This is a genomic window from Microcoleus sp. B9-D4, assembly GCF_036705105.1.
GTDB lineage: Bacteria > Cyanobacteriota > Cyanobacteriia > Cyanobacteriales > Microcoleaceae > Microcoleus.
Genome location: NZ_JAUBTS010000001.1, coordinates 121,148 through 147,211 on the forward strand (window position 1 = coordinate 121,148; position 26,064 = coordinate 147,211).

Consider the following 26,064-nt stretch of genomic DNA (forward strand, 5'->3'; position numbering starts at 1 on the left):
TTTCACCTGTACGGTTTCAGCCTGTACGAAAAAAAATACAAAAAGTTCGGTAATGTCAAGTAGTGCCAGGTTTTTTGTGAACTGTTAACTCTGTTGTCGCCTTCACGGCGATCTTACCTTGTATTCGTTACCCATCTGTGACGATACTTAGTTATTTTTAAATAGATTGGCTTCAGATAACTACAACAATTGTCGAGCGGTGCTAATCGATGTTCGATCTAGATTTATTTTTTTACTTTGAGATTCTTGCATATCTTCTGGGATTATTGGCGACTTTAGCCGTGGCGTCCACGATTTATCTCAAGTGGCACCGAAGGCTATCTAGTCTACCGCTAGCCCACGAGCAACGGCAGTTGGCAGAATTAAAGCCCGACGATTTATCTGCGGGATTGAAAATGCGGAAAAACTTTTTGATTTTTCCCAACTCAAATCTGTGGCAGGCAACTGACAGCTTCTTGGGTAAAGTTTTAGGTATGGGCCAGGCTGTATTCTTGGCCAAGCAACAGCACCTAAGTGTGAATTCTTCGCCTATTATGGGGCCTGGAACCTGCAAAACCCTAAGTCTGAGCATTTCGGGTTCGATGGGGGAAAATCCCGATCGCCCGAATGCCGAGAATCCTCCCAAAGTTACTGCTTCCGAGCAATTAGAGGAAGATTTGCTGGGCGAAATCCTAGCAGGTACTGAGTCGCCGGGGGGAGCAGAATTCTTTGATGCCTTAGTTTGCCACTTAGCCTCAGCACTCGGAGTTCGCACCGCCGTCGCTGCCAAATCGATTAAGTCGAAGGCACGCACCGATGCTGCGGCCGATAGATTGCAACTTATCAGTTTTTGGAGCGACGGACAGCAGCAGCCAAACTTTGAGTGCGACACCGCCAATACTCCCGAAGCGCGGGTGCTGGAGGAGGGAATGTATTCCTGTCCAGACTACCTCGGGGAAACCTTTCCAGAAGACCGCAGACCGATAGTTACGGGTGCGCGCAGTTTCCTGGGAGTCTTGCTGAAAAACTCTTACGGCGAACCTTTAGGCATTATTTGTATTTTCCACGATCAACCCCTGGTGGAAGCACATCTTGCCAAATTCCGATTAATTCTCAGCATCTTTGCTGGACGGGCCGCCGCCGAATTAGAGCGGCAGCGCCTAGAAGCAGCACTGTCCACTGTAGAAGCGAAATACTGCGCCCTGGTAGAACAAATGCCCGCTGTCACCTACATTTCTCCCCTCAACCGCACGGCTGCCAAACTTTACATCAGCCCGCAAATCGAGACTTTTCTAGGTTATTCTGTAGCTGAATGGAGAGCAGATCCCAACCTGTGGCTGAAACTCGTTCACCCAGAAGACCGTGACCGCGTGTTAGTGGAAAACGCCACACAGAAATTCAGCGATGGAGAAGATATCTTCTGCGACGGGTCGCTGGTTTCAGAATACCGCGCGATCGCCCGCAACGGCCGAGTCGTCTGGTTCCGCGATCAAGCTACCGCAGTTCGCGATGAAGCAAGCAAGTCTGTCATCCTTCAAGGCGCAATGTTTGACATCACAGAGACTAAAGTAGCTGCCAGCGCGTTGCTAGAAAGCGAATACCGCTATTACACCTTGGCAAAAATACTGCCTGTCGGGATTTTTCGCGCCGACGCTGCTGGAGATTGCTTGTACGTCAATGAGCGATTTTTGGAGATGGCGGGACTGACTGCGCCAAAGGCACTAGGCGAAGGTTGGGCGCAAAGTTTGCATCCCGAAGACCGCGATCGTGTTTTGAGCCAGTGGTATCGCGCTGTCACAGACAAGTTGCCCTGTAAGTTAGAGTACCGCTTTTGCAACGGTGACTTCACAACCTGGGTATTTTGGCAAGCAGTGCCAGAAATGACCAAAAGCGGGGAAGTTCTAGGCTATCTCGGCACGTTGACGGATATCACCGATCGCAAGCAGGCAGAATTCGCGCTGCAACAGGCGGAAGAGAAATACCGCAGTATCTTTGAAAATGCGATCGAAGGCATTTTCCAGACAACGCCCGACGGACGCTACCTCAGCGCTAACCCTGCTTTGGCGAGAATTTACGGTTACGAGTCGGCCGCCGAATTGATCGCGAATATCCAAGATATAGACCGCCAACTTTACCTCGATCCCAACCGGCGCGCGGAGTTTTTGCGCGCGATCGAAAAACACGGTTTTGTGTCTGAGTTCGAGTCCCAAGTTTACCGCGCTGACGGCACTACTATCTGGGTTTCCGAGAACGGCCGGGCAGTTCGCGATCCTGACGGAAATTTACTTTACTACGAAGGCACTGTCGAAGATATTACCCTCCGCAAAATAGCAGAAGATAAGTTAGTACACGATGCTTTGCACGATATGCTAACCGGTTTGCCCAACCGAGCTTTATTTATGGATCGCTTGGGGCACGCGATCGATCTTTCCAAACGCCGCCCCGAAATTTTGTTTGCGGTGCTGTTTATCGATCTCGATCGCTTTAAGGTTGTTAACGACAGTTTGGGGCATTTAGTGGGCGATCGGTTGCTCATCGCGATCGCGCAGCGCCTGGGAATCTGTTTGCGCGCTGGAGATACCGTTGCCCGTCTTGGCGGCGACGAATTCGCTATTTTGCTGGAAAATATCAAAAGCACCGAGGATGCGATCCAGATTGCCGAACGAGTGCAGGCGGAACTGGCAGAGCCTTTTTACCTTAACGAATATCAAGTTTTTACCAGTGCTAGCATTGGGATTGTTTGTTCTGGTTTTCCTCCGTATCCAAGGGAAACCAGCAAACTGTCGAGTCCCGAAAATCTGGGAAATATCGATCGGGAAACTTCTTTGTCTTGCTTATCTTCTGACTCTCCGGTTCCCAATGCCCCGTTCCCGATATTGTACGATCGGCCTGAAGAACTGCTCCGAGATGCAGATGCTGCCATGTATCATGCTAAGGGATTGGGCAAAGCTCGCCACGAAGTTTTCGACTTAAGTATGCACACTCGCGCCGTCGCCCTTTTGCAACTGGAAAACGACCTGCGACGCGCTTTAGACTCCCAGGAATTTCAGCTTTACTATCAGCCCATCGTCTCTCTAGTTACTGGTAGAATCAGCGGTTTTGAAGCGCTGATGCGGTGGTATCACCCGCAGCGGGGTGTCGTATCTCCTGGCGAGTTTATTTTAGTAGCTGAAGAAACTAGATTGATTATACCTATGGGCTGGTGGATGATGCGATCGGCTTGTCATCAGATCCACGAGTGGCACCAAAAATTCCCCGCAAATCCGCCGTTGACTGTCAGCGTCAACCTTTCTAACCAACAATTTAAACAACCGGATTTAATCGATCGCATCCGCGAAATTTTACAAGAAACTCAGCTTGACCCCCGCACTTTAAAGGTAGAAATTACTGAAGGCGTCATCATGGAGAATGCCGAATCAGCAGTCGCTATCCTCGCGGAATTGAAAAATTTAGAAATCCAATTATATATTGACGATTTCGGCACTGGCTATTCTTCTTTGAGCCGCCTGCACACTTTTCCAACTGATGCTTTAAAAATTGATCGAGCTTTTGTCAGCCGCATGACTGAAGATGAAGGCAACGAAGCGATTGTACAGACTATTTTAATTTTAGCCAGTCATTTAGGTATGGATGTAATTGCTGAAGGCATCGAAACCAGCGAACAGCTTAATTTACTCAGAGCCCTGCAATGCGAATACGGACAAGGATACTTTTTCTCAAAGCCGATAGACAGCATCGCAGCCACACTTTTGATAGAAAGTCAACCTAAATGGTAATTAGTCAGGAGTCATTAGTCATTGGTCATCAGTCATTGGTAATTGGTAGTTGGTAATAAGAAGTCGAAAGTTAAAAGTTAAAACATTCTTTCTGACTAATGACTAATGACTAATGACTAATGACTAATGACTAATGACTTAAACTTTCGCTTCCAAAGACTTGAGAAACTCAGTATTTACCCCCGACTCTCGCGTCAGGGCAATTTTTCCAGTACGAGCAATTTCCTTAATCCCAAATCTATTCAGAACCTGGACGATCGCCACCATTTTACCGGGATCTCCGACAACTTCCAATGTCAGCGTATCATCACCAATATCCACCACTCGCGCTCTAAAAATTTGAGCTAACTCAATTATCTCCGATCGCGTCCCGCTAGCAGCATTAACTTTCAGCAACATCAACTCCCGTTCCACACAGGGAATTTCCGTTATATCCTGAACTTTAAGCACGTTAATCAACTTGTACAGTTGCTTGGTCAACTGCTCGATAATCTGGTCATCTCCCGGTACAACCATCGTAATCCGAGATATTCCCACTTGCTCCGCCGGGCCAACGGCGAGACTTTCAATATTAAAGCCCCGACGGGCAAACAAACCAGCAATTCGAGTGAGGACACCCGCTTCATCTTCAACTAAAACCGAAAGAGTGTGTTTCATCAGAAAATTGGGTAGAAACCTCGTCCTTTTAGGACGGCTTTATATTACAATATAATTGGTCAACGACCCACCCGAGACGATGGATCAAACAGCCTATACGAGCGAAGTTCAGCCCGAGGTGCTGGCGGCGAAGCAAAATCGGTAGACCGGGAAAAGAGGATAGGGCAATGGTAAGCATCCCTAGAATCAAAACAGGAGAAGAATTCCGTTTGGTATTCGATACGTAAAAACCGCAGGGCTTGCGGGGTTAGTCTGTGGAGCGAACATAAGACCAAATCTCTTTTAGGGTGGAGGCAGTTGCGAAGAAGCAGAAATTCAAATCGTGAGGTTTGGGAATCCCCGTCCGCGACGGTCGGGGTGGATGTCAATTCTCCAAAAAGACGCATTTCGTGCAATTCTACTTTCGCCAATTCGCCTTTTAGCAGAAGTGCACGCCCATTGAACCTGCCTTAGACATTTTATCGCGAGTTATTGGCCGTTCCTCTCCGGGAAAAAACAATATATTAAGCTGTCGGGGCCCACAGTCACGCCCGGACAATATCAGTCACAGATCGGCGTAAACCCGCTACATCCCCGTTATTTTGGTCGATCGCACGCACATGATCTAAGTTTTTGTCTGTACGAACCTACACAATTACTTTATCGAATAAAAACTTTTCAGGTCTTGTCGCTGACGGGGACTGAAATTTTGAGACCCAATGGGTCTCAAAATTCCTTCAAAGAAAAACCCGGTGTTGCAGAGATGGCATCTGGCGGCGGACTTGTTCTAGTCGATCGGGATTAATTTCTGCAATTGCCACACCCGGTTCCTCTCCTGCATCGGCCAAAACCGTACCCCAAGGATCTATAATCATCGCGTGACCGTGTGTTTGACGGCGACCGTAGTGGCGGCCAGTTTGTGCAGGGGCAATCATATAACAAGTATTCTCGATCGCCCTAGCTTGCAACAAAACCTTCCAGTGATCCTTGCCAGTGTAAGCGGTAAACGCCGCCGGCACGAACAAAATATCAGCCCCCTTGTACGACAAATGCCTGTACACTTCCGGGAACCGCACGTCATAGCACACGGAAAGTCCCAGCGTCCCCAACTCCGGCGACACATAAATTGGCGGCAAATCTTCACCAGCTTTCACCGTGTTCGATTCCCTGTAAGTAATGCCGTCTGGCACATTCACATCGAACAAATGTACTTTTTGGTACCTTGCCACTTCAGTGCCGTTTTGGTCTACCAGCAAACAAGTATTGTATACCTTCCCCCCGGTCGTCGGCACTGGAAATCCGCCGCCCAGAATCGTTACCTGGAACCGCTGGGCCATAGTTTTGATAAATTTTTCGCTCAGGAGCCCGATCGCCTCTGCTGAAGCAATTTTTTCCTCCTCTTCGCCCATAAACGAGAAATTTTCTGGTAAGGAAACTAATTCCGCACCCCGACGTACTGCCAGGTCGATTAATTCCTCTGCCTGAACCAAATTTTTTTGCAGGTCAGGCAAGCTAGTCATTTGAATTGCTGCGGCGAGATAAGACTTCATCGATTCACAATATTAGTCAGTAGTCAGTAGTCAGTAGTCAGTAGTCATTAGTCAATAGTCATTGGTAACTAATTTGATAACTAAATAGTTGATATCCTTGAATTTTACCCAATTTATGCGCTGTTTAGCACTAACGGGTATGGTTTGAGAGTTTTGATATTTGAGCTTTAAATTAACCTGTAACTCATAATTCAAAAATCAAAACTCTCAACTCTTACCTTCTAGGTTTTGCCACCTAATTTCCCTCAAATCTTAAGGCATTGGATGGAAAAGCAGGTCGGGGAAAAAGCGGTTAAATTCAATTAAAGCCGCAGCTTGAATAGATATCCAAAGGATAGCCAATACTGGTGCTGTCGAAAGAAACTTGACAAAGTATTGCATGAATTCTGCTCCTGAAAATTCGAGACAGTTAGTAATTGCCGATCGGTAAGCGGGCTAATTGCTATTTTCTAGTTAATCACTTAACTGTTAGCTATTAGCTCATCTCCATTTCCCAATTTTAGCGGGGGGAAACAGTAATTTCGTCGTCCTTCGCAAACATTTCACCACTGGTGATTGATGTGAGAGCTGCCAGAGGCCATAAAACGCCGCTCAGCATACATTTGATTGCCAAAGGAACGTCGATAATAATCTCTTTTTCCTCTGGGGTTGCTGATTTTTTGGTAACTTGCAGATAAGAACGGCCCACCCAACCAATCCAACCGGCGATATACAAGAACAGTATGCTAGGAATCAAAAAGTCCCCTGCTTTGCTCAAGTTGCCGTCTACGATTAAGTGCGGGTATCCTTCTGGGCCGCACATAGCTTGAGAATAGCGATCGAATCTTGCTTTCGCAGATGCCGGGTCGCCATTGGTAGAACGTGCATTTTTAGCCAGTTCCTTAAATTCGGGAGAGTCTTTGCACGGCACTAAATTGTAAGCCGAAGCAACTGGAGCAAAACTGATCCAGACACTCAACACTAAAATTGCAGCAAACAATCGTCGCATGGAATTGTTTCCTTTTGTTACAAAACAATAAGTTTTTGTACAAGCATTTCAACTTGCCGATCTGGAATCCAGATTACCGTGTTTGTTGACAGTGTAAAGTATCCATCATTGATGTGGCAAAGCCCAATAGAATGAGGGATTCCCGTTTTCATAGGTCAATGCTGAGCTAGCAATACCGCGAGGATATTCCTTCATTGCATCCGATGATGGTCTTACCTGTCGATCGGGCAAAAATCCCTGAACAATAACCTGAGTACAGGTAGAGCGGGGGACTTGCGCCGAATTAGTTAAGCTAGCAATAACTAACCTATCAAATAAAATTAGCAGTTAATGGCAACCATTTTCGCAATCGAAACAAGTTGTGACGAAACAGCAGCAGCAATTGTTAAGAATCGTCAAGTTTGCAGCAATGTTGTAGCATCACAAATTAAAATCCACGAGCAGTATGGCGGGGTAGTACCGGAAGTGGCTTCGCGGAGTCACCTAGAAATGCTCAATCAGGTAATTGCCCAGTGTCTCGGTGAAGCAAACCTGAGTTGGTCAGAAATTGACGGCATTGCAGCGACTTGTGCCCCCGGTTTAGTAGGTGCATTGTTAGTCGGGCTGACAGCGGCGAAAAGCTTGGCAATAGTCCATCAAAAACCTTTTTTAGGCGTCCACCACCTCGAAGGGCACATCTACGCTTCTTACCTTACCGAACCAGACTTGCAGCCACCGTTTTTGTGTTTGTTAGTTTCCGGGGGACACACTAGCTTTATTTACGTCAAAGATTGCGGCGTTTATGAAACTGTAGGACAAACACGCGACGACGCTGCCGGCGAAGCTTTTGATAAAGTCGCGAGACTGTTGCAGCTAGGATATCCGGGCGGGCCGCTGATTGACAAATTGGCCGCCCTTGGCAATCCCCAAGCATACCCTCTACCAGAAGGGAGAATTTCCTTGCCGGGTGGCGGCTACCATCCTTACGACAGTAGTTTTAGCGGCTTGAAAACCGCAGTTTTGCAATTAGTGCAGAAACTCAAGAAACAAAATAACAATGTGGGTGCTGAAGGCATCTTGCCTGCCTCTACAATTAATGATATTGCGGCTAGCTTTCAGGAAACAGTAGCCAAGGGTTTAACAAAAAGAGCGATCGACTGCGCCGTAAATTTCGGGCTTACCACTATTGTAGTCGGCGGCGGAGTTGCAGCAAACAGCGGACTCCGAAAACACTTACAAGCAGCAGCAGCAAAACACAACTTGCGGGTATTGTTTCCGCCATTAAAATATTGTACAGACAACGCAGCAATGATCGGCTGTGCGGCGGCAGAACACTTGCAGCGAGGACACACATCGCCCCTGACTTTGGGAGCAAATTCGCGGATGGCTGTCAGCGATATTATGGAACTGTACAAGAAGAGTCATTAGTTATTAGTCATTAGTCATTAGTTAACAGTTAACAGTCAACAGTCAACAGTCAACAGTCAACAGTCAACAGTCAACAGTCAACAGTCAACACTCAACAGTCAACAGCCAACAGTCAACAGTCAACAGCCAACAGTCAACAGTCAACAGTCAACAGTCAACCCAACGATGAAAATCCGCGACGCAGAAGAAAGCGATTTGCCAGCAATTGTTCAAATATATAACGCAGCAATACCGGGCAGAATGGCCACAGCAGATTTAAAACCAGTCTCAGTCGAAAGCCGCCTCCCGTGGTACAGAGAACACTCCTCCAATTCCTGGCCGATTTGGGTAATGGAATCAGAACAAAATATTGTTGGCTGGCTGAGTTTGCAGATTTTCTACGGACGCGCTGCCTATCAGCATACAGCAGAAGTTAGCATCTACGTCGCACCCGATCGCCAACGCTGCGGAATCGGACAAAATTTATTGCAATCGGCAATTGTGCGGAGTCCAGAATTGAAGCTTAAAACTCTCATAGGAATAATTTTTGCTCACAATCAGCCGAGTGTAAGATTGTTTGAGAAATTTGGCTTTCAGCAGTGGGGATATCTGCCACAAGTTGCCGAACTTGACGGCCTTGAAAGAGATGTCGTAATTCTGGGTTTGCGTTGTCTGTAGGGAAACGGCAATGCCCATTGGTGTCAGCTTAAACTGTCAGTCCGCCCAATCCTTCCGTCCGCCCGTCAGTCCGCCAGGGAATGAATTCCCTGTCTAATAGCGAAAGTCCTCTTAAGAGGACTAATGAATCTTAAATTTTTCTTCTCAGTCCTCTTAAGAGGACTTTCGCTTTGAGGCAGGGGTTTCAACCCCTGCCGGAGTATCGGTTGTACGTTAAGTTGTCACCAATGGGCATTGCCGTGTCCTAATTTGGAGGAAACGGCAACACCTTGTCTTGATTTGTAGGGAAACGGCAATGCCGTGTCCTAATTTGGAGGAAACGGCAATGCCGTTTCCCTGGCTCAATCTGGTAAAATTGTAATTTCATCCAAAGATGCGATCGCCACATCAGCATTTTCCAAATGACTAACCTGGGCTTTTCCCCAACAAATCCCGATACAGCCAGCAGCGCCCGCATTTTTACCCATCTGAATATCGCCCGCTGAATCTCCCACCATCAAAGTTGCTGCCGGATTTACTCCGAGTTTCTCACAAGCTTGCAAAAACAATTTCGGATCAGGTTTATGAAGCGTTGAATCCACTCCCATTTCTAACTGAATCCACTCGGCTAATGCGTGGTGTTTCACAAATTTTTGCACCGATTCTGTTGTAGCAGCCGAAAGAATTCCCAGTTTTAAACCCGATTCCGAAAGATATTTCAGCACTTCCAAACTGCCGACAAATAAAGGAGAAACAGCACTATTTTTAAACATTTCGTCAGCTTCGTCAAAAGCGCGACGCGCAATCGTTAAAGATTCCAGCCATCCCCTGCCGGTTTCGGCGATGTATCCCGCTGCAACAATCTCATTTTCCCTGCGACTACCGACTGCTAGCAAACCCGTGGGGTCAATGCTATCGGTTTCGATACCGAAAGCCATTTGTAAAGGCTCTCCAACCCCCGGAATTTGAGCGTCTGCGAGGCGGGATCGCTTCATCCCCAACAATCTCAAAAATTCTTGAGAATCCTCTAGAGTGCCGTCTTTGTCAAAGATTACGGCTTGGATATTCGAGAAGGTAATGCCCCGACATTTAATAGTTACCAAGAATCTGAACTCCGTAATTTTTATATTTTTTTTTCTATCTTCCCATATTGCGCTATTTTTGGCAATTGTTTTTAGCGCAACATAATTCTCTTGTCCCCCCCTTATTAAGGGGGGCTAGGGGGGATCTGGCCTTAACTATTACGAGATCGATCGTACTCTTGTCCCCCCCTTATTAAGGAAGCTTAGGGGATGTCTGGCCCTAAGAATGACGATCGCACGCACCCAACAACTCCTGACAAACTCCCTCAAAACACTGCAACACATCAACATTCGTAAACCTGACAACTTGCAGTCCATACCCCTCGAAAATCCTTGTTCTTTCCGCATCATATTGTTTCCCCTGTTCAGTAAAATGACTCTCGCCATCAACCTCAATTACCAATCTTAAAGCAGCACAATAAAAATCTACAATAAAATTGTCGATCGGTCACTGTCTCAAAACTCTAAAAGGGAAATTTCTCAGAAAATCTTCCCAAAGTTTCTTTTCGGCTGGAGTTAGATTTTTCCGAAGTTCCTTGGCGATAGGGATGAGTTTTGGGTTGTAAGGTAGGTGGAAATTCGAGTCGTTTAATTTGGTCATCATCCTCCTAATCTCGGATAGATCCCCCCTAACCCCCCTTAAGAAGGGGGGGACATGAAGCACTCAAAGTCAACCCCTACTCCCCTTCTTAAGGGGGATTTAGGGGGATCTCCGGGGGACAAGAGTTTAACTGCCTAATCTAATCTCAAACATCATAAATCAAAACTCCAAAATATTTAAAATCGTCCTGCTAAATTGGCAACCATTAATGCTAGTTGAATGGGCTGCACAGGTTTGGTAATATGTCTTTGAAAACCAGCTTCGATCGCCCTTTCGCGTTCTTTATCGCCTGCATAGGCAGTCAGCGCCGCGGCGGGGATTTCTCCTCCGGCTTCCGCAGCAAGAGCTCGCACTTCTCGAATTAAGAAATACCCATCTTCCTCTGGCATTCCGATATCGGAGATGAGCACGTCATATCGGCCCGGATTTTCAGTCAAAGCAGCGATCGCACTTCTGGCAGATCCAACTGCCAAAACCTCCGCCCCGTAGCCTTCAAGCACAAATTGTAAGAAGTCGCGGGTATCGATCTGATCGTCTACGGCTAAGATGTGCAAGCCTTCTAGAGAGGGGACGCGATCGCTAGAGGCGTTTAAAGGCCCTACCAAAGCAGTTGACTTTAAATCGATCGCCGCTGTCAACTCAGCAGGCAGCGATCGCAACGGCAATCTCACAGTCATTGTAGTTCCTTGTTCCTCACCCGGACTTTCGGCTTGCACCGTTCCCCCGTGCAATTCAACCAAGTGACGCACTATCGATAAACCCAATCCCAGCCCTTGATTCGCCTTAACGCTGCTGGAATCGCCTTGATGGAAACGATCGAAAATATACGGCAAAAATTGTGCCCCAATGCCTTTTCCCGTATCGCTGACTCGAAGTTGAGCATGATCCTCGATCGTCGATAGCATGATTTCCACTCGTCCCCCCGCCGGAGTAAACTTAATCGAGTTAGACAGAAGATTCCACACAACTTGCTGCAAGCGATTGATATCCCCTAAAACACTCGTAGAAATCAACTGCGAAACAATTTGAATGTTTTTTGCCTCGGCTGATAATTGAACCCCCTCCAGCGCAGCTTGCACCACTAACCGCAGATCGATCGGACCAATGCACAGTTGAAGCTTGCCACTCGTAATCCGGGAAATATCCAGGATATCTTCGATTAACTGAGATTGTGCCCTCGCGCTGCGCTCGATCACCTCTAAAGCCTTAGTAACGGCTGGTTCCTTCAGTTTGCCGGAACGCAGAATTTGTGACCAGCCCAGGATCGGAGTCAAAGGATTGCGTAATTCGTGGGAGAGATTCGCGAGAAATTCATCTTTACTACGGTTGGCTGCTTCTGCCTCGTGGCGGGCAAACTGTTCCTGCAGTAATAACTGCGATCGTACTGTCTCCAACTGCTTGCGCTGCGTGATATCCTCGATCGACAACAGAATCATTAAAGCTTGGTCTTCTCGTTCAAGTTTACAAGCATTCAGCAGCATGGTTTTGGGCCCGATCTTATCAAACAGGTGATCCAACTCAAAGTTTTCAAGCTGAACATCACTAACCAGAATATCTTCCAGAATCCATCGCACTTGGGGGATATTCCACTGCCCGTTGCCTAGCTCAAATAGCGAAGAGGTTGCTGTTTCTGACGGTGAAACCTGAAACATTTCATAGAACGAGCGATTTGCTTTATTGACTCGGAAATCAGCATCTAGGACGACTAAAGGCGTTTGCACAGTTTCCACAATGGTTTCAGCATAATTTCGGGCCTCCTCCAAGGTTTTGGCACTGCGTTTAAGAGCATCAATATCGAGCAAAACCATCACCACACCGTCAATCTGGTTTTCCGTTGTCCGGTAAGGACGAATGCGGAGGTTGTACCAATATCCTGATAAAGTTTGAACTTCTTGTTCTTTCGTCTGGAGAGTATCAATCACCTCCAAAATCATCTGTTCCAAGTTAGGAACGTTCAGAGTTGAGCGAATGTCGCTAAAGGGTCGTCCAACATCTGTAGGAATCACACTAAAAATTTGCTGTGCCGTTGGCGTAAAGCGTCGAATCTGTAAATCGTTTGTCAGCATTAAGATAGGGATATTGATACTGGAAAGCAAATTTATCAGATCGTTATTGACCAGGCTTTGTTCAATATTGCGGCTGCGAAGTTCATCATTAGTTGTGGTGAGTTCCTCGTTAGTAGCTTGAATTTCTTCTTTGGCAGTTTCTAACTCCTCATTGGTGCTTTGCAACTCCTCGTTGCTCGATAGGATTTCTTCGTTGGCAATTTTGAGGTCTTGGTTGAGAATTTCCTGATCCTGGATCACCGCTTGCAGTTGGGCTTGAGCCGCAATTTTTTCTTGGTTAGCCGCTGCAACTTGCTGGCTCAGCAGCTCAATTTCGCGCACTAAATCAGCTTGCTCGAAGCTTTCAGAAGGGAGAGTGCTGAAGTTAAGCACGGGGGGTGCAGCCTCTTCAAATACCACCAAAAAGTAGCGTCCTTCGACCGCCGGTGGCTGGAACGGAATCACCTCAAAATTGACGATACTCGATCGTCCGCCCGATTCAAGCAATACCCTTTCTTTCCTAATGGTTACGTTCTCCGTTTGTGCCTGATAAATCGCGGTGCGAAGCTCAACCAGCAAGCCTGCCCTTGCCATTGCCAGCAAGTTTAAGTCGGGCGTTCCGGCTACCACTCTCAAGTAAAGATCGATGTCTCCCCGCACTTGCAGGATTTTCATCTGCTCGTTGACAACCACACTGGGTGGGGCATATCGATTTAAAATCAGTTGGTCAGTTTCTTGTTGTAAATCCAAGCTATTCGTAAAATTGTCCTTGACTTCCTGCCGTTCACGTGATTTAGCTACCGGATAGGAACTCCGCGTAAACGAAAAATTGGGACGAGTCCCAGTCAACTTTTTGGCATAAATTTTAGACTTTTTATCCACTGAAGTAAACAAGTAGGAAAATTCTCCGGTACTCTCAGAAGTACCTAACAGGAGAAAGCCCGTTGGCTTAAGACTGTAATGGAAAATGGGCATCACTTTTTTTTGCAATGACTCTCCCAAGTAGATCAGCACATTGCGACAGCTAACTAAATCGAGATTGGAAAAAGGTGGATCGCTGCCTAAGTCTTGTCTGGCAAATACACAAAGATCGCGGACTGCCTTGCTGATTCTATAGCTACCTCTTGCTTCGGCAATAAAGAAGCGAGTACGTCGTTCTAGTGAAACATCTACCATCTGGTTTTCTGAATAGACGCCAGACCTCGCTTTATTGATCGCCTGTTCGCCAATGTCTGTGGCAAAAATCTGGATCGGTGGCTGGATGGTTTGATCGCCCAAAAACTCTAACAAGCAAATGGCGATCGAATAAACTTCTTCACCTGTCGAACATCCCGCCACCCAAATCCGAATCGGAATTTCGGCCGATTTATTTTGGGTAATCGTGGGGAAAACCAGTTCTTTTAACTTTTCAAAGGCTTCGGCGTCACGGAAGAAACTGGTAACGTGGATCAGGATTTCTTCATACAAAGCTGTGATTTCAGCCGAATTGTGTCGAAGATGTTGGGCGTAATCATCCAAGCTTTCCAGCTTGTACAACACCATCCGTCGCTGGATGCGTCGAGCGATCGTGGTGGGTTTGTAGTGGCTAAAATCAACGCCTGTGGTGGATTTCAGCAGCGCAAAAATAGTTGCCAGGGCGTCTCCCTGTTCGGGCGATTCCTCAACTTTTGTCAGGGGAAGCGGGCCAGTGAGAAGCGGACTGCGACTATAGTTTGCCAGTTCCTCGGCAATTTTTTCCGGTGGCATAACGAAATCGACATTGCCTGTGGCAACAGCGGTATTCGGCATACTATCGAATTTTGCTGTGCCTTGACATTGAGCAAAAGTCATGCCTCCGGCTGCTTTGATTGCCTTGAGCCCGAGTGAACCGTCTCCGTCTCCCCCGGATAAAACTACGGCGATTGCTTTGTGCCCCCGATCGATCGCCAATGAGGTAAAAAACGCATCTCCCGGCATATATTTGCCATAAATCTTCTCGCGGGGTGATAGTTGCAGCGCGCCTTTACATAGCACCATCTTGGTGTTGGGCGGAATAACGTAGACTTGATTGGGCTCTACAGCTACGCCGTCTTCTACCTCATTAACAGGCATTTGCGTTGTTCTCGCGAGAATCTCGCTCAGCAGACTTTTGTGATTGGGGTCTAAATGCTGAATCAGCACAAACGCCATACCCGTATCAACCGGTAAATGGCTCAGTAACTGCGTGAATGCTTCCAAACCTCCTGCTGAGGCGGCAATCCCAACAATGGGAAACGGGGCATCGGTTTCGGTTAATTGTTCGCTGTCGAGGGCGGCTGGTGCGATCGATTGGGGTGTATTTTCTGGAGATAATTGAGGAGAAGTCATGATGTGAAGTCCTCGACTTCAGTTATTTAGGAGCCAACATATTTGGTAAGCGTGTGGCTAAGTAATTCGGACTATTTGTATAAGAGCCTACTTAAGTTATCGGCATTATGAAGATCCCTTAAGCATGAGCTACACTGTGGGAGCCATGAGCTGAGCGCTCTCGAACAATTCTGTATGCTGTTGCGACGATCACAACAAGAGGCTGGCAATAACCAAGTAGTATATCAGCTTTTGTATTTAGCTTTTTTCAGCGACAAGTGTAGCAGACAGCGGGATTACTGATTCAGTATTAATTCTAGCAGTAAAAGCGACTTGTGCGCCTTGTATTCCTTTTAAATCTTCAACTCGTTTTTGAATTTCGGAGACTCCAGCAGCTTTTAATGCTGTTAAAAATGCTGCATCGCTGTAGACATCTTCGGAAAACGAAACTTCGTCACTTTTAGAAAGATTTTGAATGCGGGCGGCTTTGTTGACTGTCGAGCCAAAATAGTCGATCGAATTATTAAGATTTACCAGCAAAGCCGTACCTCGGTGAATGCCAATCCTGACTTGAATCCACTCTTGTGGTTGGCGAGTTGAGTTATACTCTCTCAAACAGGCTACAGCACCAGCGGCAGCCATAATTGCTTGTTCGTTGCTGATAAAAGAAGCCATGACGGCATCGCCGATGGTTTTAATGACTTTACCGCCAAATTTCTCGATCGACTCAAAGAAAATTTCAAAATGATCGCGCACAATATTGTAAGCTTTGGTATCTCCCAGTGTTTCGTACATTCTGGTAGAACCGGTAATATCAGTAAACATAATAGTAATCGCCCGAATCTTGACTCGCTCTCTTTCCGATATTACTTGATCGCCGAACAAACGCTTATAATCCGGGTGATGAAGCAGTTGCATTCCTGATAGTCGCAGGGGCAGTTGTTCTACTGTCAATTCATCGGGCAATTCATCTGAATGCAAAATCAGCCCCGACAAATTGTGTTCGCTATTAGTTAATTCTATCTTGAGTTTTCCCGGACGCACGGCAAGCTCTTTTTTATCGAAATCTGGGCCGGCCAACTGCAGCAGTTTAATTTCTTGTATCTCTTCTGTTTCTTCGCCTTCAACCTTTAAAATCCCTTTAGCTAAAGTCAGGGGACAGCAGTAGCGATATCGACCTTTTTCTAAGCTAACTATCTCGGATTCGGTGCAGTATAAAGGCGTTACCAGTTGCAGTTTGCTCTGGAGTACGGGAGGGGGAGCGCAGACGGGCCGCAGTTGCGGGTCTTCGATTTCTTTGTTCAGGGAAAAAGTAACTTCGACACGATCGAGCAAATCAATTTTAAACTCGCGCTCGCACATCGGGCAAAAAGACATTTCTGATGTGTCTGCCAAATCCTTAAATTCTTCTGTAATCATGTTGCAGTGGGGGCAGTGAATATCCCAGTGCAAGTCGAAGGCGCCGGCTTTTACTCCGTGCAGAAATTCGGAAGTAATTTTTTTAACATTCTTGACTATATTGCCTGCTACGTAGTAAGGATTAATTCTCAATCTCTGCAAAATGTGGGAGCCGGTTAACCAGTTTTCGATTTGGTCGATCGTTCCTTTGCTACAATTGGGACGTTTTTTTAGCTGTTCTAATTTTTCTTTTAATAGTTCGATGTTCATAATCCACTTGCCTTTGAGCGTCAGGGCAAGAAATTTATAAGTATTATTTTGTGTAATTTGCTTGTCTAGTTTGTTTTTGCCTGAGAATGCTGATGAGTTTGCACTTGTGCGGATGTCCCTGATGTTTGTAAATCTTAACAAATTAGCAGCGTAAAGGCTAGGTTTATTTAGGCAGATCGATCGCGCTGTCACTTTTTTTAATTCAAAGTGCGATCGCTGCATCTGCCTGCAGGAACATATTAAATTGTTGGTAATTGGTAATTGCTAATTGGTAATTGCTAATTGTCAACCACTAAGTAGGGAGACAGCAATGCCCATAGGTGTCAACTTAAGCTGTTAGCTCGCCAAGTTCGTTAGTCATCCCGTCAGTCCGCCAGGGGTTAAAACCCTTGCCGGACTATGGGTTTAACGTTAAGTTGACACCTATGGGCAATTCCGTTTCCCTACAAATGCGCGCGTACTTTTCAGACTTGATATTAATTGGTAATTAATGATTTGTAATTGGGACGTTTAAGGCAAAAAAAAAGAGGGAATTTTCCCTCTTTTAATCACACTAACTGCGATGCTATTCTTCCGTCGCAGGAGGGATTTCTTCCTCTACATCTAATACTGCTTCGGGTGCTGCTTCGGGTGCTACTTCGGGTGCTACTTCCGGCAGATCCTCTTCCATTGCTGAGGGTACATCTTCGAGTATTTCGTCGGAGAGCTCATCATCAGCATCAGTTGAGTCTACAGGAATGTCTATGCCTGCTTTAGCTTGCTTTTGAGCGAGCATTTTCTCCCGGAACTTAGCTGCCATTTCCTCAGCTTTTTCGTATACCAATTCGCGATTTTTGACCATCGCGCCCGGTTCCGGTTCCAACTGCTTGGTGGAGAGAGAAATCCGGCCCCTCTCAGCATCCAAGTCAATGATCATCACTTTCACTTCGTCGTTGACATTGAAAACGCTATGAGGCGTATCGATGTGATCGTGTGAAATTTCCGAGATGTGCAGCAAGCCGCTGACGCCGCCGATATCGATAAAGGCACCGTAAGGCTTGATACCGCGTACTGTACCGATGACGACTTCCCCGACTTCGAGGCGGTTCATCTTGCGCTCAACTAAGGCGCGACGATGACTCAACACTAGGCGGTTGCGGTCTTCGTCTACCTCTAAGAATTTTAATGGTAATTCTTCGGCGACTAATTCTTCCTTCGGTTTGCGGGTACTGATGTGAGAACCGGGAATAAAGCCTCGCAAGCCTTCTATTCTCACGAGTGCGCCGCCGCGGTTAGTGGCAAATACTTGCGATCGTACTGTGGCATCTTCTGCTTGCAGTTGTCGCACTCTTTCCCACGCCCGCATATATTCGATGCGCCGGATGGACAGGGTTAATTGTCCGTCTTCATTTTCATCGGTTAAAATGAAAAATTCTCTGGTTTCGTTTGATTGCAATACCTCTTCAGGGCTTTCGACTCGATTGATCGACATTTCCTGAATGGGAATGTACGCTGCTGTTTTAGCACCGATATCAATCAGAGCGCCCCTCGGTTCTATACTAAAAACTGTACCCGCTACTACATCGCCCGGGCTAAAGTGATAGTCATATTTATCAAGTAGGGCTGCAAAATCTTCGTGAGTAAAGCCGATGTCTTTGACTGTGGTTTTGAGATTGACCATGCGAATAGTTTCCTAGGATTTCTCTCCTTCATGTTTTTCGTTTGTGCCGGCAGATATTCGAGATTTTGGTGAAAAAGCGATTAACTTTTTTCAAAATCTTTTACTAAAGTCAGTTTTTGCTAACTTTTGCCGGGTGCAACTGCACACCAGCGCTTGCCATTACTGTTACTCCATACTCTGTGTTAAAACGTTGAATCTTAACATTCCGAGTCAAGTAGACTATTTTGACACTCTCAGGTATAAATAAACTGAGATTCTTCATCTTTACATTTTTGATTTACTACCGCCTTGGGACTGGTTGGCTCGGTGTGCTTTTGTGTTGCACTTTCAACGGGACAATTACCGCCTCAAACTTAAGAGCCCTGTACGCATAGTATTTTGCACGGGTTGTGCCTCCCATGAATGGGGTAATGTTAGCTTCGACAATGTTTCGAGAGCTTGTTAGACCTGCAACACTGTTCCAGTGACCTTAGAACTGTTTAATTGCAGATGACAGAGCAGGGGACTAGCTACGCATCCACAGGGTGTCGTGACTCTCAAAACGTAGGCAATTAAGCCTTAGTCTGGTCAGTATGGCTTGCCAGATTTCTCTTACAAGCCCCGTGTCTTTAGACCGGGGTTACTGACTCAACGAGCCGACTTGCTGGCGACAGGATTACTCCAGTCTAAGTAGAGGTCGGTTTCTCCAGAAGCGTAAATTTCGGTATGTCCTACCGTATTTAATTAGTCACCGAGCTTTAGTTAGGTTTTGTTCAAATGCGAGCTTTCCTAAACTGCAACACCGTTAGGTGTGACTACGCACTCAACTAATCCAGTTAAGTTTTTACGTTGTCTAGTTATACTCTATTTTAGACCGATGACGATCATATCACACCCAGCACTCTTACTGAGAAAAAAGAACACTCGCTCGAATGAGAGTCCCTTGAGTCGCTATTCCTCCCGCCCTTCCTCGCGACACGGTTTTCACTCTCCCAGAAGATTTCTATAAATTAATTTAAGCGAGCTTAGCTGGGACTAGCGCAGGATGCTGGACTTTCTCGATCGACTGATTCCGAATCCGGCAAATCTGCGTCAAAATTTGTCCCAGTTTCTGTATCCTCAGCTTCGTTGAGGGGATTCTGAAGGTGATTTAGGGTATCTACAAAATCTCGGATGCCTCGAAATTGCCGATATACCGAGGCAAAACGGACATAAGCGACTTCGCTGAGCGGTCGCAGGTGCAACAGCACCAGTTCCCCTATTTCTGAACTGGCGATTTCTCGGAGCGATCGACCTTGGAGTTGGGCCTCGATTTCTTCGGCCAGAGTTTCGAGATGCCCGGAAGACAAACCGGTTTTTTCGCAGGCCCGAATCAATCCCCGAACTAATTTTGACCTGTCAAAAGATTCGCGTTTGCCGTCCCGCTTGATCACCGTAATCGGCACAAATTCTATGCGTTCGTAAGTTGTGAAGCGGTGCTGGCAGCTCAAACACTCGCGCCGCCGACGGATGCTTTGACCTGATTCGGCTGAACGCGATTCTAGAACGCGGCTATTTGTGTGTTGGCAGGAGGAACAGCGCATGATTGCTGATTTTAACAGGCATTGCCAGCAAATTGCCATTCATCTAACCCCCTGGGGTCTGATGAATGGCTGGACTAGAAAAATCACTTAGCACACAGCGGTGAAAGAGTCCCGCACCAAATTAGATCACTATGATGCGGGCTAACCGCAGTCCGGTTCAGGATATTTTGGACTTACCGCAGGCGTATAGCTAATTATTTGCCAATCCGGGGAGGTTCCCGAAAGGCGATCGCAAAAAATAGTACGCCTATGGCTAAAGCCAGAATCAAAATGTAAGCAACACTTTCCATGTTAAATTTTCCCTATCTTCCCTTGCCGTATTATTTTATCTTAATTGCTGGTTTTATTATTAACCAAAAAAACCCGGTTTCTTCAAGAAACCGGGTTTTTTTATATCGGGGAAGTTCCCCGGCTAGCCAGAGGCTGGCGAAATTTAGAGAGGTTCTTGTCTTCTGGTGGTCACGTCGCCCAGTTTTTGGAACAGGCCCCACTCGACTTGTTCTTCCAAGTCAGCCTCAACTCCAGCAAATACGTCGCGGAAAATAGTCCGAGAACCGTGCCAGATATGGCCGAAGAAGAACAGCAAAGCAAAGCAAACGTGTCCGAATGTGAACCAACCGCGAGTCGAAGTGCGGAAAACACCGTCAGAATTCAAGGTTTCGCGATCGAATTCAAACACTTCACCTTTTTGAGCAGCGCGAGCAAACTTCTTAACATCTAGAGGATTATTAAAGGTTTGACCGTTAAGTTCGCCGCCGTAGAAACTGACGGTAACTCCGCTTTGTTCAAAGCTGTATTTGGATTCAGCACGGCGGAAGGGGATGTCAGCACGAACGACCCCATCTTTGTCCGTCAAAATTACTGGGAAAGTTTCAAAGAAGTTGGGGAGGCGGCGAACCGACAATACCCGACCTTCGTTGTCAGTAAATACTGGATGGCCCAGCCAGCTTTTGGCAATACCGTCGCCATTGACCATCGCGCCTGCCCGGAACAAACCGCCTTTAGCAGGAGAGTTGCCCACGTAGTCGTAGAAAGCCAATTTTTCAGGAATTTGTTCGTAAGCTTCTTGGAAGCTTTGGCCACCGGCTAAGCTAGCTTGAGCTCTGCGATCGATTTCTTGTTGGAAATAGCCGCTGTCCCACTGATAGCGAGTCGGGCCAAAAAGTTCGATCGGAGTTGCAGCAGAACCGTACCACATCGTACCCGCAACCACAAAGGCTGCGAAGAACACAGCAGCGATACTGCTAGAAAGTACAGTTTCGATATTCCCCATCCGCAGGGCTTTGTAAAGACGTTCCGGCGGCCGCACTGTCAAGTGGAACAAACCGGCAATTACGCCGACTACGCCCGCTGCAATGTGGTGAGCCACGATGCCGCCCGGATTGAACGGATCGAAGCCTTCAGGGCCCCAAGAAGGCGCCACTGGCTGGACGTGACCGGTCAGGCCGTAGGGGTCGGACACCCACATTCCGGGGCCAAAAAGTCCCGAAAGGTGAAATGCGCCGAAGCCGAAGCAGAGCAAGCCGGAGAGGAACAGGTGAATGCCAAACATTTTTGGCAAGTCGAGGGCTGGTTCACCGGTGCGAGGGTCTCTGAAAAGTTCTAAGTCCCAAAATACCCAGTGCCAAACTGCTGCTAAGAACAGCAGGCCAGAGAGGACGATGTGAGCGACGGCGACGCCTTCAAAGGACCAGAAGCCCGGATCGACGTTACCTTCGCCAGTGATGCTCCAACCGCCCCAAGAACCCGTAACTCCCAAGCGAGTCATGAAGGGCAACACGAACATCCCTTGACGCCACATTGGGTTCAGAACTGGGTCTGTGGGGTCAAAAACTGCTAGTTCATAAAGGGCCATTGAGCCGGCCCAACCTGCCACGAGGGCTGTGTGCATTAAGTGTACAGAAATCAATCGGCCTGGGTCATTTAAGACGACTGTGTGTACGCGATACCAGGGTAGTCCCATTGACTGCGGTTCTCCAAGGTGTAAGTGATGATGTCTATTTTTACGGAAAAGTCAGATTCTGAATCCCCAGCAGTTACCTGCAGGGTTTAAACTCTGCCTTTTGCCGACTGCCATCTACCTTCAAAGGTGGAGGCATAAAAATGAAAGTTATTTAAAGAAGTGTATCGAGTGTTAGAACCGATTGCAATATGTTGAGCATTACATTAGTTGCGGGTTGCCCATTTCGCAGCGGGCGGCGATCGTCCCGAGGCGTTCGAGGACTTGTTCGGCATCGATCAGTCTGGTGAGGGTAACGTTGCCGATATTTTTGGCGGGATCGGCAGGATCGGGACGGACTGCGGGTTGGACTTCTACCATGAGTACGGCGTCTTCTACGCGGTAGAGCCACATTTTTTCGTTGCGATCGGAAAGACAGAGGTTGAGCTGTTGGATGTCCGGCGCCCGCCTCCAGGCGGCGTGACTCCACTCGCCGCCGACGCCCCAAACGCGCCCAACTTTCCAGCCGTCGGATAAGAAGAAGTATTTCACTTGTGTACGCTTGTTGAGATTTTTTTGTCTAACATAACGCAAAACTGCCTGATTACGGAATTATTGAACTGCGAAGGCGCGAAGGGTGCGAAGGAAGAGGAGAGAAGATGTAGGTAATCTGCAAGCTGTTGGGTAAATCTACAGAATTGTCCGATAAGTTTCGGTCTGGTCGATCGGCAAAACCTCCAATCTTATATTTTTCAAGTCGAGTGCAGTTCCCAGCATTTCGAGGGGGAATACTCCTCACAGCCCCTCGCTTGGGGCAGGAAGTTCTAACCATTCAAATGTGTATGGGGGCCCTAACAAGGTTGTGGTAATTTTGCTTTTTTGGTCGCTGGCTGTCGATCGCATCATCTTAATCTCGATTAATCTACCCCAATTATGACAGTTCGATATTTGACAAAACCTTTCATCGTACTATATACTGGTATTAAATGACAGGTGCCCTGAACTGGACGGGGAGGTATGGTACGGTTGAGATACCGTGCGCCTGTCAGAGACAAGGTGCCCCGAACTGCACGGGGAGTTATGGTACGGTTGAGATACCGTGCGCCTGTCAGAGACAAGGTGCCCCGAACTGCACGGGGAGTTATGGTGCGGTTGAGATGCCGTGCGCCTGTCTAAACAACTAGGTATCCCGAACTGCACGGGACTTATAGCGCGATTGAAATACCGTGCGCCTGTTGTTGAAAAACCTTGTACTCAAAAAAACTCTTGACTGACCCCCACCCAGGGGTTGTGTTTTCTAGCTTTAATCCACGACTACTTTTTAAGGGTCGTGGATTTTTTAACAAACCTCCCAAATTAAGGTAGTTGAACTAATGTAATTTTATTCTCCTGTAGCCAAAAAAAGTAGGCTTCCTCCAATTCAGTATGACCACTGGCTGTCCCTGCTTCCTTTGAATAACGATCGATCAAGTACACCACATAATCTGCTAGCTGCAAACCAGTGTAAAATTCTGAGAAGCCAAACAAAGGTAGTTCCACAAAGTTAGAAAATATTTTTGGTGACTTCCAATCTCGATACACTCTGAGCAATCTCCCATCCTGAATACTGGTATGCTGAGTTGAGCGCGAATCCATAAGTAATATTCCAGTTTCGTTAGATAGATCTAGATAAGCATCTAGCATATCTAATAATTGATTGAAACTTAAGCGATACAAACCAGTGTCATCTTTAATATCTTCACTGGTTTCGCGCAATCTTTTTTTATTGACTTGAACAGCGAATATATGGCAAGGTAACTGACTCATAGTTTCTGAAACTTCCTTGAACGCTCGAAGACGGACTGTCCTTTGAAAATCCTTAAATGAACCCTGACCTTGCCAAATATCGCGCCCCTTAAGTTCCCAGTCTTCAGGTTCCCTTCGACTCAAGAGCTCCTTTTTAAGTGCTGAAAATTTGCTATCCATTTGTGACCAGTCCTGGACATGGATAGCAAAGCTAGCTAAAAAAAAGAAATTTGTCTCTATATCTTTCCAGCCAGTGCCACCCTCATCAACGTAAAATAAAATCGTCATCTTGCCTTATGGTAATTTTTTGACACAATCGCTACATTATAAGTATTTTTTAGCTTTTAACTTATACTAAAATAAAGACAAGACTAAAACTTCATTTTTCGCCTGCCTGCCCTTGTGTCGATCGCCAACATCCAAGTTACCAGCCCCCAGATTAATCCGTGAAGTCAATCTAAAATCTAAAATCTAAAATCTAAAATCTAAAATCGAATGACCGCACAAACACCCGTACAATTCCAAGACAGTTTCGACATCATCGTAGTAGGTGGCGGACATTCCGGCTGCGAAGCCGCCCTCGCCACTTCTCGCCTCGGCTGTCGCACCCTTCTCCTCACCATCAACCTCGATAAAATTGCGTGGCAACCTTGCAATCCGGCTGTCGGCGGCCCTGCTAAAACCCAACTTACTAACGAAGTTGATGCGTTAGGCGGGGAAATTGGCAAAATGGCCGATCGCACTTATTTACCTCGATCACTCTTTTCTAAATATCTAGTTCTAACTGCTTCCCTTTAACTTCCATTTGTTTTTCGGCTGCTTTCACTACTTCCAAACTCAGGCGAACATCTAGCCGTTTTTTCTGTTCTAAAATCTCCTTAATAGTAACAATTTGTATTTTGTCGGAACTTTGACTCATATATTTGCTTTGATATATTCCTGCTGACTTAGCAGTTTTAATCATGTCCTTAGTTGGCTCTTTCAAACTGATAAAAATACCGAAGGCTGCTTGTTCGAGGGTAATTGTCCCTTGCAAATCGCGGATGTCTCCTGATTGCACCTTCCCTGATTTAACTTGCAGGATAATCTTTTCTGGTTCATCTTTGTCACCTTGAAAGTAAGCAATGCCATCTATGCCTCGATCTGCACCTTTCTTAGCGTTAATAGTTGCCCTATTATTAGTATAGGTAAGCACCACCCATTTTTCAAATTCTTTGCGCGTGCGATCGTCTTTTTTATTAGCAAGGGCAATTGCGGATTCCATGTCTTTAGGAATGCCGTTTAACTTAATTTGTTCGAGTACACCTTGACCAAACGAATCCTCAAGGCGTTTGAGAATTAAACTAATACTTTGATAAGTAATGTCTATTCCGATCCATTTGCGATTGAGGCGCTCAGAAGCACAAACGGTAGTACCGCAACCGCAGTAAGCATCTAAAACTACATCACCTTCATCGCTGCTGACTTGAATAATTCTATCTAAAATAGCTAAAGGCTTTTGTGTGGGATAGCCCAGTCTTTCTGCTGACTGTGACTGAATTAGTTTGATATCATCCCAAATATTCTGCAAGGGGGTACCTGACATTTCATCAAGATAGCGTTTGTATCGCGGTACAGTTCCCGGTTTTGTCTGAATTACTCGCCCTTCAACAATTAACTGGTTCATTCTTTCTTGACTGTAACGCCAGTACCGCTTAACGCCCATAACTTCATAGTAAGGATTGCCTTTTGCCTCACCACCAGGGCCAGTCAGGTTGTCAAGCTGATAACGCCTACCATCAGCATCAACATACTTGTAAAATTTTTCTACATAGTCTTGAGTATAGCCGAGAAATTGAGTATTAAATTTATAGTCCTTGCTTTTAGTATAGTATAAAATAGCATCAGTAATATTTCCGTAAGCTTTGCGACCTTGTTTAGTATCGCTGTGGGCATTTGTACGCTTCCAGACAATTTCATTGATAAAATCTCCGCCTTGCGGACAAAAAATCCCATCTAATACTAATTTTAAATAATGACTAACTGTAGAATCGCAATGTAGATAAAAGCTACCCGTAGGTTTTAAGACTCGATGAATCTCGACTACTCGCAAAGTCATGTGAACCAAATATGCTAATAAACTGCCTTTGCTTAATACCTTGGTTAAACCCGCGATTAAATCAATACTTTGTGATGTAAATTTTCCTTGGTAATTTTCCAAGATTTCAGCTAAACCCTGATTTGCATAATCGTCCCAAGTCCAAGTGTCAATAAAAGCTTGTGCTTGGCCTTGGTCTTCCTTGCCAATGTTATTATAGATTTGGTTGTAGTTGCGTTTTGAGTTAAAAGGCGGGTCAATGTAGCACAAATCGATTGAGTCATCCTTGATGTGTCTGCGTAAGACTTCGAGATTGTCACCGTAAAATAGTTGATTTTCCATTTTCAT

19 protein-coding genes and 1 pseudogene are annotated in these 26,064 nt (G+C 46.3%); 4 read left to right on the forward strand and 16 right to left on the reverse strand.

Annotation, left to right across the window (positions count from 1 at the left end; genetic code table 11):
* Positions 1–209: 209 nt before the first annotated feature.
* Positions 210–3,755, forward strand: coding sequence for an EAL domain-containing protein (locus QUB24_RS00490; RefSeq protein ID WP_333149572.1), 3,546 nt, complete (start codon positions 210–212; stop codon positions 3,753–3,755).
* 138 nt (positions 3,756–3,893) lie between these two features.
* On the opposite strand, the gene ilvN is transcribed toward QUB24_RS00490, so the two are convergent.
* The 4 genes from ilvN to QUB24_RS00510 all read right to left on the reverse strand — a co-directional run bounded on the left by ilvN (position 3,894) and on the right by QUB24_RS00510 (position 6,929).
* Positions 3,894–4,412, reverse strand: coding sequence for an acetolactate synthase small subunit (gene ilvN / locus QUB24_RS00495; RefSeq protein WP_332945237.1), 519 nt, complete (start codon positions 4,410–4,412; stop codon positions 3,894–3,896).
* Positions 4,413–5,128: 716 nt separating this feature from the next.
* A complete protein-coding gene (locus QUB24_RS00500; RefSeq protein WP_333149575.1) occupies positions 5,129–5,941 on the reverse strand; it encodes a carbon-nitrogen hydrolase family protein in 813 nt (270 codons plus the stop codon).
* 252 nt (positions 5,942–6,193) lie between these two features.
* Complete coding sequence (psaJ, locus tag QUB24_RS00505) at positions 6,194–6,322, reverse strand: photosystem I reaction center subunit IX (RefSeq protein ID WP_333037175.1); 129 nt, start codon at positions 6,320–6,322, stop codon at positions 6,194–6,196.
* Between the two features lie 118 nt (positions 6,323–6,440).
* Complete coding sequence (locus tag QUB24_RS00510; RefSeq protein WP_333037176.1) at positions 6,441–6,929, reverse strand: Photosystem I reaction center subunit III; 489 nt, start codon at positions 6,927–6,929, stop codon at positions 6,441–6,443.
* A gap of 330 nt (positions 6,930–7,259) precedes the next feature.
* Between QUB24_RS00510 and tsaD the strand changes: the two genes are divergently transcribed.
* The gene (tsaD, locus tag QUB24_RS00515) at positions 7,260–8,336 is read left to right on the forward strand and encodes a tRNA (adenosine(37)-N6)-threonylcarbamoyltransferase complex transferase subunit TsaD (RefSeq protein WP_333149578.1); all 1,077 of its coding nucleotides are present in this window, start codon (positions 7,260–7,262) and stop codon (positions 8,334–8,336) included.
* A gap of 165 nt (positions 8,337–8,501) precedes the next feature.
* Positions 8,502–8,993, forward strand: coding sequence for an N-acetyltransferase family protein (locus QUB24_RS00520; RefSeq protein WP_333149581.1), 492 nt, complete (start codon positions 8,502–8,504; stop codon positions 8,991–8,993).
* 341 nt (positions 8,994–9,334) lie between these two features.
* Here the strand turns inward: QUB24_RS00520 and QUB24_RS00525 are convergent, their stop codons facing one another.
* The 11 genes from QUB24_RS00525 to QUB24_RS00575 all read right to left on the reverse strand — a co-directional run bounded on the left by QUB24_RS00525 (position 9,335) and on the right by QUB24_RS00575 (position 23,927).
* Entirely contained in the window at positions 9,335–10,075 is a 741-nt protein-coding gene (locus QUB24_RS00525; protein ID WP_333149583.1) for an HAD family hydrolase, read from the reverse strand.
* Positions 10,076–10,274: 199 nt separating this feature from the next.
* Positions 10,275–10,457 carry a DUF559 domain-containing protein gene (locus QUB24_RS00530; protein WP_333149585.1) on the reverse strand — a complete coding sequence of 61 codons (183 nt, stop codon included), beginning with the start codon at positions 10,455–10,457 and terminating at the stop codon, positions 10,275–10,277.
* A 374-nt stretch (positions 10,458–10,831) separates the two neighbouring features.
* The gene (locus QUB24_RS00535; protein WP_333149588.1) at positions 10,832–15,046 is read right to left on the reverse strand and encodes a chemotaxis protein CheB; all 4,215 of its coding nucleotides are present in this window, start codon (positions 15,044–15,046) and stop codon (positions 10,832–10,834) included.
* A 237-nt stretch (positions 15,047–15,283) separates the two neighbouring features.
* Positions 15,284–16,885: an adenylate/guanylate cyclase domain-containing protein gene (locus QUB24_RS00540; RefSeq protein ID WP_333149596.1), complete on the reverse strand. Its 1,602-nt coding sequence runs from the start codon at positions 16,883–16,885 to the stop codon at positions 15,284–15,286.
* A 373-nt stretch (positions 16,886–17,258) separates the two neighbouring features.
* Positions 17,259–18,353 carry a 30S ribosomal protein S1 gene (locus QUB24_RS00545; protein WP_333149598.1) on the reverse strand — a complete coding sequence of 365 codons (1,095 nt, stop codon included), beginning with the start codon at positions 18,351–18,353 and terminating at the stop codon, positions 17,259–17,261.
* A gap of 109 nt (positions 18,354–18,462) precedes the next feature.
* Positions 18,463–18,615 (reverse strand): hypothetical protein, encoded by a 153-nt coding sequence (locus QUB24_RS00550; RefSeq protein WP_333149600.1) that lies wholly within the window; start codon positions 18,613–18,615, stop codon positions 18,463–18,465.
* A gap of 742 nt (positions 18,616–19,357) precedes the next feature.
* On the reverse strand, positions 19,358–19,915 hold the full coding sequence (nrdR, locus tag QUB24_RS00555) for a transcriptional regulator NrdR (protein ID WP_333149893.1): 558 nt from the start codon (positions 19,913–19,915) through the stop codon (positions 19,358–19,360).
* A gap of 194 nt (positions 19,916–20,109) precedes the next feature.
* Positions 20,110–20,205, reverse strand: coding sequence for a photosystem II reaction center protein T (locus QUB24_RS00560; protein WP_006635641.1), 96 nt, complete (start codon positions 20,203–20,205; stop codon positions 20,110–20,112).
* Positions 20,206–20,348: 143 nt separating this feature from the next.
* Positions 20,349–21,878: a photosystem II chlorophyll-binding protein CP47 gene (gene psbB, locus QUB24_RS00565; protein ID WP_333149602.1), complete on the reverse strand. Its 1,530-nt coding sequence runs from the start codon at positions 21,876–21,878 to the stop codon at positions 20,349–20,351.
* Positions 21,879–22,076: 198 nt separating this feature from the next.
* Positions 22,077–22,406, reverse strand: coding sequence for a hypothetical protein (locus QUB24_RS00570; RefSeq protein ID WP_039887994.1), 330 nt, complete (start codon positions 22,404–22,406; stop codon positions 22,077–22,079).
* Between the two features lie 804 nt (positions 22,407–23,210).
* Positions 23,211–23,927: a DUF3800 domain-containing protein gene (locus QUB24_RS00575; protein ID WP_333149605.1), complete on the reverse strand. Its 717-nt coding sequence runs from the start codon at positions 23,925–23,927 to the stop codon at positions 23,211–23,213.
* Positions 23,928–24,134: 207 nt separating this feature from the next.
* Here QUB24_RS00575 and QUB24_RS00580 point away from each other — a divergent pair.
* Positions 24,135–24,407, forward strand: a pseudogene (locus tag QUB24_RS00580) (FAD-dependent oxidoreductase); the annotation flags it as partial.
* Here QUB24_RS00580 and QUB24_RS00585 read toward each other — a convergent pair.
* Positions 24,406–26,064 carry a DNA methyltransferase gene (locus QUB24_RS00585; RefSeq protein ID WP_333149607.1) on the reverse strand — a complete coding sequence of 553 codons (1,659 nt, stop codon included), beginning with the start codon at positions 26,062–26,064 and terminating at the stop codon, positions 24,406–24,408. The pseudogene QUB24_RS00580 and the gene QUB24_RS00585 overlap by 2 nt on opposite strands.